Origin of the sequence: Sphingomonas phyllosphaerae FA2 (assembly GCF_000427645.1) — a bacterium.
In the GTDB taxonomy this organism is placed as follows: domain Bacteria; phylum Pseudomonadota; class Alphaproteobacteria; order Sphingomonadales; family Sphingomonadaceae; genus Sphingomonas; species Sphingomonas phyllosphaerae.
The window spans coordinates 2,107,357-2,116,177 of sequence record NZ_KE386571.1 but is presented as its reverse complement, the minus strand read 5'-3'; the positions used below and the strand labels follow the sequence as shown (position 1 = coordinate 2,116,177).

Here is an 8,821-nt window from a genome sequence, read left to right as displayed (position 1 = left end):
AAGTGAAGGTCAAGATTTCTTCCTTCGCCGGCACCGATACGGGCGAAGTCGAGCTCAACGACGAGGTCTTCGGCCTCGATCCGCGCGCCGACATCCTGCACCGCGTCGTGACCTGGCAGCTCGAGAAGCGTCGCGCCACCGCGCGCGGCACCCGCGAGCGTTCGGATGTCGCGCGGTCGGGCAAGAAGCTCGGTCGCCAGAAGGGCGGCGGCGTCGCCCGTCACGGCGATCGTCGCGCTCCGGTGTTCATCGGCGGTGGTAAGGCGCACGGCGCCCGCGTCCGCGATTTCAATCCGGGCCTGAACAAGAAGATCCGCGCGCTGGGTCTGAAGATGGCGCTCAGCAGCCATGCCAAGGCGGGTTCGCTGATCGTCCTGGAAGGCTTCGAGGTCGCCAAGACCAAGGAGCTGAAGGGGCATTTCGCCGGGCTCAACACGGGCAAGCGCACGCTGGTGATCGACGGCGAGGCAGCCGAGGGCTTCCGCGCCGGCCGCAACCTTCCGGGCGTGAACATGCTCCCCGCCGTGGGCGCCAACGTCTACGACATCATCAAGGCTGACACGCTGGTGCTGACGCGCGCGGCGGTCGAGAAGCTGGAGGCGCGCTTCAATGGCTAAGCCGGCAAAGGCGATCGACAACCGTCATTATGACGTGATTGTCGCGCCGCACATCACCGAGAAGGCGACCCTGCTCTCCGAGCAGAACGCGGTGGTCTTCAAGGTCGCCAACAAGGCGACCAAGCCCGAGATCAAGGCGGCCGTGGAAGCGCTGTTCGACGTCAGCGTCGTCAGCGTCAACACGATCGTCCAGAAGGGCAAGACCAAGCGTTGGAAGGGTGCGCCCTACCAGCGGTCCGACATGAAGAAGGCGATCGTCACGCTCCGCGAGGGGCAGTCGATCGACGTCACCGAGGGGGCCAAGTAAGATGGCACTCAAGCATTATAACCCGACCTCGCCGGCGCAGCGCGGCCTGATCCTCGTCGACAAGTCGTCGCTGTGGAAGGGCAAGCCCGTTAAGGCGCTGACTGAGGGCAAGCGCAAGACCGGCGGCCGCAACAACAAGGGCCACGTGACCTCGCGCGGCATCGCGGGCGGCCACAAGCAGCGTTACCGCTTCATCGACTTCAAGCGTCGGAAGTGGGACGTCGACGGCACCGTCGAGCGGCTGGAATATGATCCCAACCGCACCGCGTTCATCGCGCTGATCTCCTACCCGGACGGCGAGCAGGCGTACATCATCGCGCCGCAGCGTCTGGCCGTCGGCGACAAGGTCGTCGCGGGCAAGAAGACCGACGTGAAGCCGGGCAACGCGATGGAGCTGGGCCAGATGCCGGTCGGCACGATCGTCCACAACGTCGAGATGAAGCCCGGCAAGGGCGGTCAGATCGCACGTTCGGCCGGCACCTACGTGCAGGTCGTCGGTCGTGATCGCGGCATGGTCATCGTCCGCCTGAACTCGGGCGAGCAGCGCTACATCCATGGCGATTGCATGGCGACGGTCGGTGCGGTGTCGAACCCGGACAACCAGAACCAGAACCTCGGCAAGGCCGGTCGTTCGCGCTGGCTGGGCTCGCGCCCGCTGACGCGCGGCGTGGCGAAGAACCCGGTCGACCACCCGCACGGCGGTGGTGAAGGCCGGACCTCGGGCGGTCGCCATCCGGTGACGCCGTGGGGCAAGCCGACCAAGGGTGCGCGCACGCGCCACAACAAGTCTACGGACAAGATGATCATCCGTAGCCGTCACGCGAGGAAGAAGTAATGGCGCGCTCCGTCTGGAAGGGCCCGTTCGTCGAACTGAGCCTGCTCAAGAAGGCCGAAGTCGCACAGGATTCGGGCGGCCGCGCGCCGATCAAGACCTGGTCGCGTCGCTCCACCATCCTGCCGCAGTTCATCGGCCTGACCTTCACTGTCTATAACGGCCGCAAGTTCGTGCCGGTGACGGTGAACGAGGACATGGTCGGCATGAAGCTCGGTGAATTCGCGCCGACCCGCTATTTCCCGGGTCACGCGGCTGACAAGAAGGGCAAGCGCTGATGAGCAAGCCTCAGTCCCCCCGCAAGGTCGGCGAGAAGGAAGCCCTCTCGGTCGGCACGCAGATCCGCGGTTCGGCGCAGAAGCTGGGCCTGGTCGCCGCGCTGATCCGTGGCCGCTCGGCCGCTGACGCGATGAACATCCTTGCCTTCTCGAAGAAGTCGATGGCGGTTGATGCGCGCAAGGTGCTGGCCTCGGCCATCGCCAACGCCGAGAACAACCACAACCTCGACGTCGACGCACTCGTCGTCGCCGAGGCGTCGGTCGGCAAGTCGATCACCATGAAGCGGTTCGCCACGCGCGGCCGCGGCAAGTCCACCCGCATCCTGAAGCCGTTCTCGCGGCTGCGGATCGTCGTGCGCGAGCAGGAAGAAGCCTAATGGGTCACAAGAGCAACCCGATCGGTCTGCGCCTGCAGATCAACCGCACCTGGGACAGCCGCTGGTTCGCCGAGGGCGCGGATTACAAGAAGCTGCTGCTGGAGGATCTGAAGATCCGCCAGTACATCCTGAAGACGCTGCCGCAGGCCGCGATTTCCAAGGTGGTGATCGACCGTCCGGCCAAGCTGTGCCGGATCTCGATCTTCGCGGCCCGCCCCGGTGTCATCATCGGCAAGAAGGGCTCGGACATCGAGAAGCTGCGCAAGACGCTCGGCGCGATGACCAGCTCGGACGTGTCGCTGAACATCGTCGAGATCCGCAAGCCGGAAGTCGATGCCAAGCTGATCGCACAGGGCATCGCCGACCAGCTGGAGCGTCGTATCGCGTTCCGTCGCGCCATGAAGCGCGCGGTGCAGTCCGCGATGCGCCTGGGTGCCGACGGCATCAAGGTCTATTGTGGTGGCCGTCTGGGCGGCGCGGAAATCGCGCGTTCGGAGAGCTATCGCGAGGGCCGCGTGCCGCTGCACACGCTGCGCGCCAACATCGATTACGCCCATGCCGAAGCGCACACCGCGTACGGCGTCTGCGGCGTGAAGGTGTGGGTGTTCAAGGGTGAGATCCTCGGTCACGACCCGTTCGCCACCGATCGTCTCATGATGGAGGCTCAGACCTCCGGCGTGCGCCCGGCGCGCGACGACCGCCGCTAAGGATTAACGGACATGCTGCAACCGAAGCGCACCAAGTTCCGCAAGGCGTTCAAGGGCCGTATCCACGGCGACGCCAAGGGCGGTACGTCGCTGAACTTCGGCTCCTATGGCCTCAAGGCGATGGAGCCGGACCGTATCACCGCGCGTCAGATCGAGGCGGCTCGCCGCGCGATCACGCGTCACATCAAGCGCCAGGGGCGTCTGTGGATCCGCGTGTTCCCGGACGTGCCGGTGTCGAGCAAGCCCGCCGAAGTCCGCATGGGCTCGGGCAAGGGTTCGCCGGAATTCTGGGCCGCGCGCGTCAAGCCGGGCCGGATCCTGTTCGAGCTCGACGGTGTCGAAGGGCCGCTGGCCGCGGAGGCGTTTGAGCGCGCCGCGATGAAGCTGCCGATCAAGACCAAGGTCGTGGCGCGCCTCGGCGACACCTCGCACCTGGGAGGCGAGTAAGATGGCGAACAAGACCGACTATAACGGCCAGAGCGATGACCAGCTCTCCGAGAGCCTGGGCAACCTGAAGCGCGAGCAGTTCAACCTGCGCTTCCAGGCGGCGACCAGCCAGCTCGAGAAGCCGAGCCGCGTGCGTGAGGTCCGCAAGGACATCGCCCGCATCAAGACCCTGCAGACGCAGCGCAACGCTGCGGCTGACGCCAAGTAAGAGGACGACACATGCCGAAGCGCGTGCTGACCGGAGTGATCGTCTCCGACAAGGGCGAGAAGACGGTGGTCGTGAACGTGGAGCGCAAGGTCAAGCACCCGCTCTACGGCAAGATCATCCGCCGTTCGAAGAAGTACCACGCCCATGACGAGGCGAACGAGTACAAGGCTGGCGAAACGGTGCGCATCGAAGAGATCGCGCCGATGTCGAAGCTGAAGAACTGGAAGGTGCTGGATCGTGTGAACACGCACGTGGCACCGGAACGGGTCGACGTCGACGCGTAAGCGTCGATGACCGAGTGCCTCGCACCGTTTCGTGCAGGGTCCGGCAGCACGCCGGAGACCACATGAGCGGGCGAGGGGCGACGTGGGATGGGGGCTTGCCTTCCATCGACGGAGCGGCTACCGGGCTGCTCCCCCTGGCGCGGGCCATGCCCGCCGCCGGGGGTCGTTTTTTTAGGCGGGGTTGGGTCGGTATCCACCCCATGAGCGAGAAGGAAGCGGATCGATGATCCAGATGCAGTCCAATCTCGACGTCGCTGACAACAGCGGCGCGAAGCGGGTGCAGTGCATCAAGGTGCTTGGCGGGTCCAAGCGCCGCACGGCCAGCGTCGGCGACATCATCGTCGTCAGCGTGAAGGAAGCGCAGCCGCGTGGCCGCGTGAAGAAGGGCGACGTTCACCGTGCGGTGATCGTGCGTACCGCCAAGGACATCCGTCGCGCCGACGGTTCGGTGATCCGTTTCGACGGCAACGCCGCGGTGCTGGTCAACAAGAACGAGGAGCCGATCGGCACCCGTATCTTCGGCCCGGTGGTTCGCGAACTGCGTGGCAAGAAGCACATGAAGATCATCTCGCTCGCGCCGGAGGTGCTGTAATGGCCGCCGCGAAGATCAAGAAGGGCGACCAGGTCATCGTCCTGTCCGGCAAGGACAAGGGCAAGACCGGCACCGTGACCGCGGCGATGCCGCGCGATGGCAAGGTGATCGTGGGCGGCGTCAACGTCGCGACCCGTCACCGCAAGCCGAGCCAGGCGAACCCGCAGGGCGGTCTCGAGAAGATCGAGGCACCGCTGCACATCTCGAAGGTGGCTCACGTCACCGCCGACGGCAAGCCGACCCGCGTCCGTTTCGAGACGCAGGACGGCAAGAAGGTCCGCGTCGCCGTCAAGACCGGGGAGAAGATCGATGGCTGATGCCTACAAGCCCCGCATGAAGGCGATCTATGACGATCGCATCGTCGCGGCGATGACCGAGAAGTTCGGTTACAAGAATGCGATGGAAATCCCGCGCATCGAGAAGATCGTGCTCAACATGGGCGTGGGCGAAGCGACGCAGGACAAGAAGCGCGTCGACCAGGCCGCGTCGGAAATGGAGCTGATCGCGGGCCAGAAGCCGGTGATCACCAAGGCGAAGAAGTCGATCGCGCAGTTCAAGCTGCGTGAAGGCATGCCGATCGGCGTGAAGGTCACCCTTCGTCGTGAGCGCATGTACGAGTTCCTCGACCGCTTCATCACCATCGCGCTCCCGCGCGTCCGCGACTTCCGCGGGCTGAACCCGAAGAGCTTCGACGGTCGCGGCAACTACGCCTGCGGCATCAAGGAGCAGATCGTGTTCCCGGAGATCAGCTATGACCGCGTCGACAAGGTGCGCGGCATGGACGTGATCGTGACGACGAGCGCGAAGACCGACGACGAGGCGCGCGAGCTGCTGCGTCTGTTCGGCTTCCCGTTCCCGATCGAGGAAGAAACGACCGAAAAGAAGGCGGCATGACCGCGCTTCTGGTCTGATAGAGAGAGCTTAAGTCCATGGCGAAACTGAGTTCCGTGAACAAGAACGAGCGTCGCAAGAAGCTGGTGGCGCAGTACGCGCCCAAGCTGGCGAAGCTGAAGGCGCAGGCCAACGACCAGTCGCTGGATGAGACCGAGCGTCTCATCGCGCGGCTGAAGATGGCCGAGCTGCCGCGCAACGCGAACCCCACGCGTATCCGCAACCGCTGCGCGCTGACCGGTCGTCCGCGTGCGTACTACCGCAAGTTCGGGCTTGCCCGTGTGATGCTGCGCGATCTGGCCAACAAGGGCCTGATCCCGGGTCTCACCAAGTCGAGCTGGTAAGGACGTAAGATGGCAGTGACCGATCCCCTGGGTGACCTGCTCACCCGTATCCGCAACGGCCAGCGCGCGCGCAAGGACAGCGTCCTTTCGCCGTCGTCGAAGCTGCGCGTCCGCGTGCTCGACGTGCTCCAGCGCGAAGGCTACATCCGTGGCTATTCCGAAGAGCAGATGGGCCCCGCCGCCGGCGTGCGCATCGAGCTGAAGTATTTCGAGGGCCAGCCCGCGATCAAGCATGTCGCGCGCGTCTCCAAGCCCGGCCGCCGCATCTACAGCGGGTCGCAGGACCTGCCGCGTGTGATGAACGGCCTGGGCATCACCATCGTCTCGACGCCGCGCGGCGTGCTTTCCGATGCGGAAGCGCGCGAGCAGAACGTCGGTGGCGAAGTGCTGGCGGAGGTGTTCTGATGAGCCGCATCGGCAAGAAGGCGGTTCCGATTCCTTCGGGCGTCACCGCAACCCGCAACGGCAACGAGCTGTCGGTCAAGGGCCCCAAGGGCACCCTGTCGATGCCGCTGTCGGACCTGATCACCTATGACGTCCAGTCGGACGCGATCGGTGTGCAGCCGGCCAACGACACCAAGCGCGCCCGTGCCTTCTGGGGCATGCAGCGCACGATGGTGCAGAACCTGGTCACCGGCGTGACCGAGGGCTTCACCAAGAAGCTGCTCATCACCGGCGTCGGTTATCGCGCCGCGGCGCAGGGCAAGACCCTGAAGCTGCAGCTCGGCTACAGCCACGACGTCAACATCGACGTGCCGGAAGGCATCGAGGTGAAGACGCCGGACGCCACCACCGTCGAGATCAGCGGTGCCGACAAGCAGCGCGTGGGTCAGCTCGCCGCCGAAGTCCGTCGCTGGCGCAAGCCGGAGCCGTACAAGGGCAAGGGCATCAAGTACGACGGCGAGTATATCTTCCGTAAGGAAGGGAAGAAGAAGTGACCAAGGGTCTTTCGCTTTTCGAGAAGCGGCGTCGCCGCAACCGTACCGCGCTGCGTGCGCGTGCGGGCACCCGTCCGCGCCTGTCGGTGCATCGTTCGGGCAAGCACATCTATGCGCAGGTCATCGACGACGCGCAGGGCCGCACCGTGGCCTCGGCGTCGACCTTGTCCAACCACGATGGCAAGACCGCCACTGCCGAGGCGGCATCCGCCGTCGGCAAGCGCGTCGCCGAGGCGGCCAAGGCCGCCGGCGTCACGCAGGTCGTCTTCGATCGTGGCGGCTTCCTGTTTCACGGCCGCGTGAAGGCGCTGGCCGAGGCAGCGCGCGAAGCCGGACTGGAGTTCTAAGACATGGCTGACGAGAACAACCAGCAGCCGCAGGCTGCGGAGAACGAAGCCCCCGCCGCGGCGCCGCAGGACGGCAACGCCGGCGGTGGCTACCAGGGCGGTGGCGAGCGCGGTGCGCGCGGCGGCCGCGGTCGCGGCGGCCCGGGTGGCGGCGGTGGTCGCGGTGGCCCCGGCGGCAATCGTGGCGGTGGCCGTGACGGCCGTGGTGGTCGTCGCGACGATCGCCGTGGTGGGCAGGACGACGGCGGCGAAGAGCTGATCGAGAAGCTGGTCCACATCAACCGCGTCTCGAAGACGGTGAAGGGCGGCAAGCGCTTCGGTTTCGCGGCGCTGGTCGTCGTGGGCGATGGCAAGGGCCGCGTTGGCTTCGGTCATGGCAAGGCACGCGAAGTGCCGGAGGCGATCTCGAAGGCGACCGCCGCTGCCAAGAAGAAGATGCTGCGCGTTCCGCTGAAGGAAGGCCGCACGCTGCACCATGACGGCAACGGCCACTTCGGTGCCGGCCGCGTCACGGTCCGCTCGGCGCCGCAGGGCACCGGGATCATCGCGGGTGGCCCGATGCGCGCCGTCTTCGAGAGCCTGGGCGTGCACGACGTCGTGACCAAGTCGGTCGGTACGTCGAACCCGTACAACATGATCCGTGCGACGTTCGAGGCGCTGGGCAACCAGACCTCGCCGAAGTCGGTGGCACAGCGTCGCGGCAAGAAGATTGCCGACTTGCTGGGCCGCGGTCACGGTGCCGATGCGCAGACCGCCGAGGCGGATGCCGCGGCCGTGGTGGAGTAAGGCGACATGGCGACCATCAAGGTGAAGCAGACCGGATCGCCGATCCGGCGCACCAAGGACCAGCGCGCGACCCTCGTCGGGTTGGGCCTCAACAAGATGCACAAGGTGTCCGAACTCGAGGATACCGAGTCGGTCCGCGGCATGATCCGCAAGGTGCAGCACATGGTCGAGGTGGTGGAGGGCTGAGCCCTTTCGTCACTTCGGTGATGACAAAACGAGCGAAGGGGGCTAGCCGGCCCCCTTCCTTATTTCAGCGCGAAAAAAGCGAAAGCGAGTGCATAACATGAAGCTCAACGAACTCAGCGACAACCAGGGCGCCCGTCACCGCAAGATCCGCGTCGGTCGCGGTATCGGCTCGGGCAAGGGCAAGACCGGCGGCCGCGGCGTCAAGGGTCAGAAGAGCCGCGAAGGTGTGTCGATCGCGGGCTTCGAGGGCGGCCAGATGCCGCTCCACATGCGTCTGCCGAAGCGTGGCTTCAACAACATCTTCGCCAAGGACTATGCCGAGGTGAACTTGGGCGCGATCCAGAAGGCGATCGATGCGGGCAAGCTGACCGGCACCGACATCGACCACGCCGCGCTGAAGGCCGCGGGCCTCGCGCGTGGAGGCAAGGACGGCGTCCGTCTGCTCGCCAAGGGCGAGTATTCGGCGAAGCTGAACTTCACCGTCGCGGGCGTGTCGTCGTCGGCGCGTGAAGCGGTCGAGAAGGCCGGCGGCTCGGTCACCGTGCCGGAGATCGTGCCGGCCGCGGACAAGGCGAAGGCCAAGCACCGCACCGCGCAGGCGGCGCGCAAGCAGGCGTAACGCCGACTCGGAAAGGGGCGCGGGCTGGGTCCGCGCCCCTTCTTCGTTTCCGGGCCGATGG

At 65.9% G+C, this 8,821-nt stretch carries 19 protein-coding genes; all 19 read left to right on the top strand.

What is annotated here, in order from left to right:
- Positions 1-2: 2 nt before the first annotated feature.
- The 19 genes from rplD (at position 3) to rplO (ending at position 8,760) form a co-directional block, all read left to right on the top strand.
- Entirely contained in the window at positions 3-617 is a 615-nt protein-coding gene (rplD, locus tag SPHPH_RS0110280) for a 50S ribosomal protein L4 (RefSeq protein ID WP_028966620.1), read from the top strand.
- Positions 610-924 carry a 50S ribosomal protein L23 gene (locus tag SPHPH_RS0110275; RefSeq protein ID WP_022687064.1) on the top strand — a complete coding sequence of 105 codons (315 nt, stop codon included), beginning with the start codon at positions 610-612 and terminating at the stop codon, positions 922-924. Before rplD ends, SPHPH_RS0110275 begins: the two co-directional genes overlap by 8 nt.
- A gap of 1 nt (position 925) precedes the next feature.
- The gene (rplB, locus tag SPHPH_RS0110270; RefSeq protein WP_028966619.1) at positions 926-1,759 is read left to right on the top strand and encodes a 50S ribosomal protein L2; all 834 of its coding nucleotides are present in this window, start codon (positions 926-928) and stop codon (positions 1,757-1,759) included.
- Positions 1,759-2,034 (top strand): 30S ribosomal protein S19, encoded by a 276-nt coding sequence (rpsS, locus tag SPHPH_RS0110265; RefSeq protein ID WP_028966618.1) that lies wholly within the window; start codon positions 1,759-1,761, stop codon positions 2,032-2,034. Before rplB ends, rpsS begins: the two co-directional genes overlap by 1 nt.
- Complete coding sequence (gene rplV / locus SPHPH_RS0110260) at positions 2,034-2,411, top strand: 50S ribosomal protein L22 (RefSeq protein ID WP_028966617.1); 378 nt, start codon at positions 2,034-2,036, stop codon at positions 2,409-2,411. Before rpsS ends, rplV begins: the two co-directional genes overlap by 1 nt.
- The gene (rpsC, locus tag SPHPH_RS0110255; protein ID WP_028966616.1) at positions 2,411-3,118 is read left to right on the top strand and encodes a 30S ribosomal protein S3; all 708 of its coding nucleotides are present in this window, start codon (positions 2,411-2,413) and stop codon (positions 3,116-3,118) included. The genes rplV and rpsC overlap by 1 nt, the downstream gene beginning before the upstream one ends.
- A 12-nt stretch (positions 3,119-3,130) precedes the next feature.
- Positions 3,131-3,565: a 50S ribosomal protein L16 gene (gene rplP, locus SPHPH_RS0110250; protein ID WP_022687059.1), complete on the top strand. Its 435-nt coding sequence runs from the start codon at positions 3,131-3,133 to the stop codon at positions 3,563-3,565.
- 1 nt (position 3,566) lies between these two features.
- The gene (gene rpmC, locus SPHPH_RS0110245) at positions 3,567-3,773 is read left to right on the top strand and encodes a 50S ribosomal protein L29 (protein ID WP_028966615.1); all 207 of its coding nucleotides are present in this window, start codon (positions 3,567-3,569) and stop codon (positions 3,771-3,773) included.
- An 11-nt stretch (positions 3,774-3,784) separates the two neighbouring features.
- Positions 3,785-4,057: a 30S ribosomal protein S17 gene (rpsQ, locus tag SPHPH_RS0110240; protein ID WP_028966614.1), complete on the top strand. Its 273-nt coding sequence runs from the start codon at positions 3,785-3,787 to the stop codon at positions 4,055-4,057.
- Between the two features lie 223 nt (positions 4,058-4,280).
- The gene (gene rplN / locus SPHPH_RS0110235; protein WP_007406105.1) at positions 4,281-4,649 is read left to right on the top strand and encodes a 50S ribosomal protein L14; all 369 of its coding nucleotides are present in this window, start codon (positions 4,281-4,283) and stop codon (positions 4,647-4,649) included.
- Complete coding sequence (gene rplX, locus SPHPH_RS0110230) at positions 4,649-4,966, top strand: 50S ribosomal protein L24 (RefSeq protein ID WP_028966613.1); 318 nt, start codon at positions 4,649-4,651, stop codon at positions 4,964-4,966. The genes rplN and rplX overlap by 1 nt, the downstream gene beginning before the upstream one ends.
- Positions 4,959-5,543 (top strand): 50S ribosomal protein L5, encoded by a 585-nt coding sequence (gene rplE, locus SPHPH_RS0110225; protein WP_028966612.1) that lies wholly within the window; start codon positions 4,959-4,961, stop codon positions 5,541-5,543. Before rplX ends, rplE begins: the two co-directional genes overlap by 8 nt.
- A gap of 35 nt (positions 5,544-5,578) precedes the next feature.
- Positions 5,579-5,884, top strand: a complete 306-nt coding sequence (rpsN, locus tag SPHPH_RS0110220; protein ID WP_028966611.1) for a 30S ribosomal protein S14 — start codon at positions 5,579-5,581, stop codon at positions 5,882-5,884.
- Positions 5,885-5,893: 9 nt separating this feature from the next.
- The gene (gene rpsH / locus SPHPH_RS0110215; protein ID WP_028966610.1) at positions 5,894-6,289 is read left to right on the top strand and encodes a 30S ribosomal protein S8; all 396 of its coding nucleotides are present in this window, start codon (positions 5,894-5,896) and stop codon (positions 6,287-6,289) included.
- Positions 6,289-6,822 carry a 50S ribosomal protein L6 gene (gene rplF, locus SPHPH_RS0110210; RefSeq protein WP_028966609.1) on the top strand — a complete coding sequence of 178 codons (534 nt, stop codon included), beginning with the start codon at positions 6,289-6,291 and terminating at the stop codon, positions 6,820-6,822. Before rpsH ends, rplF begins: the two co-directional genes overlap by 1 nt.
- On the top strand, positions 6,819-7,169 hold the full coding sequence (rplR, locus tag SPHPH_RS0110205) for a 50S ribosomal protein L18 (RefSeq protein WP_028966608.1): 351 nt from the start codon (positions 6,819-6,821) through the stop codon (positions 7,167-7,169). Before rplF ends, rplR begins: the two co-directional genes overlap by 4 nt.
- A gap of 3 nt (positions 7,170-7,172) precedes the next feature.
- Positions 7,173-7,955 (top strand): 30S ribosomal protein S5, encoded by a 783-nt coding sequence (rpsE, locus tag SPHPH_RS0110200; RefSeq protein WP_028966607.1) that lies wholly within the window; start codon positions 7,173-7,175, stop codon positions 7,953-7,955.
- Between the two features lie 6 nt (positions 7,956-7,961).
- On the top strand, positions 7,962-8,141 hold the full coding sequence (gene rpmD / locus SPHPH_RS0110195; RefSeq protein ID WP_028966606.1) for a 50S ribosomal protein L30: 180 nt from the start codon (positions 7,962-7,964) through the stop codon (positions 8,139-8,141).
- Between the two features lie 97 nt (positions 8,142-8,238).
- Positions 8,239-8,760 carry a 50S ribosomal protein L15 gene (gene rplO, locus SPHPH_RS0110190; protein ID WP_028966605.1) on the top strand — a complete coding sequence of 174 codons (522 nt, stop codon included), beginning with the start codon at positions 8,239-8,241 and terminating at the stop codon, positions 8,758-8,760.
- Positions 8,761-8,821 lie beyond the last annotated feature (61 nt).

Bases quoted from the DNA above. Each gene is read 5' to 3' on its own strand.
- rpmD (WP_028966606.1), top strand. From the start codon at position 7,962: ATGGCGACCATCAAGGTGAAGCAGACCGGATCGCCGATCCGGCGCACC.
- rplO (WP_028966605.1), top strand. From the start codon at position 8,239: ATGAAGCTCAACGAACTCAGCGACAACCAGGGCGCCCGTCACCGCAAG.
- rplV (WP_028966617.1), top strand. From the start codon at position 2,034: ATGAGCAAGCCTCAGTCCCCCCGCAAGGTCGGCGAGAAGGAAGCCCTC.
- rplP (WP_022687059.1), top strand. From the start codon at position 3,131: ATGCTGCAACCGAAGCGCACCAAGTTCCGCAAGGCGTTCAAGGGCCGT.
- rplF (WP_028966609.1), top strand. From the start codon at position 6,289: ATGAGCCGCATCGGCAAGAAGGCGGTTCCGATTCCTTCGGGCGTCACC.
- rplX (WP_028966613.1), top strand. From the start codon at position 4,649: ATGGCCGCCGCGAAGATCAAGAAGGGCGACCAGGTCATCGTCCTGTCC.
- rplE (WP_028966612.1), top strand. From the start codon at position 4,959: ATGGCTGATGCCTACAAGCCCCGCATGAAGGCGATCTATGACGATCGC.
- SPHPH_RS0110275 (WP_022687064.1), top strand. From the start codon at position 610: ATGGCTAAGCCGGCAAAGGCGATCGACAACCGTCATTATGACGTGATT.
- rpmC (WP_028966615.1), top strand. From the start codon at position 3,567: ATGGCGAACAAGACCGACTATAACGGCCAGAGCGATGACCAGCTCTCC.
- rpsC (WP_028966616.1), top strand. From the start codon at position 2,411: ATGGGTCACAAGAGCAACCCGATCGGTCTGCGCCTGCAGATCAACCGC.
- rpsQ (WP_028966614.1), top strand. From the start codon at position 3,785: ATGCCGAAGCGCGTGCTGACCGGAGTGATCGTCTCCGACAAGGGCGAG.
- rpsE (WP_028966607.1), top strand. From the start codon at position 7,173: ATGGCTGACGAGAACAACCAGCAGCCGCAGGCTGCGGAGAACGAAGCC.
- rplB (WP_028966619.1), top strand. From the start codon at position 926: ATGGCACTCAAGCATTATAACCCGACCTCGCCGGCGCAGCGCGGCCTG.
- rpsN (WP_028966611.1), top strand. From the start codon at position 5,579: ATGGCGAAACTGAGTTCCGTGAACAAGAACGAGCGTCGCAAGAAGCTG.
- rpsS (WP_028966618.1), top strand. From the start codon at position 1,759: ATGGCGCGCTCCGTCTGGAAGGGCCCGTTCGTCGAACTGAGCCTGCTC.
- rplN (WP_007406105.1), top strand. From the start codon at position 4,281: ATGATCCAGATGCAGTCCAATCTCGACGTCGCTGACAACAGCGGCGCG.
- rpsH (WP_028966610.1), top strand. From the start codon at position 5,894: ATGGCAGTGACCGATCCCCTGGGTGACCTGCTCACCCGTATCCGCAAC.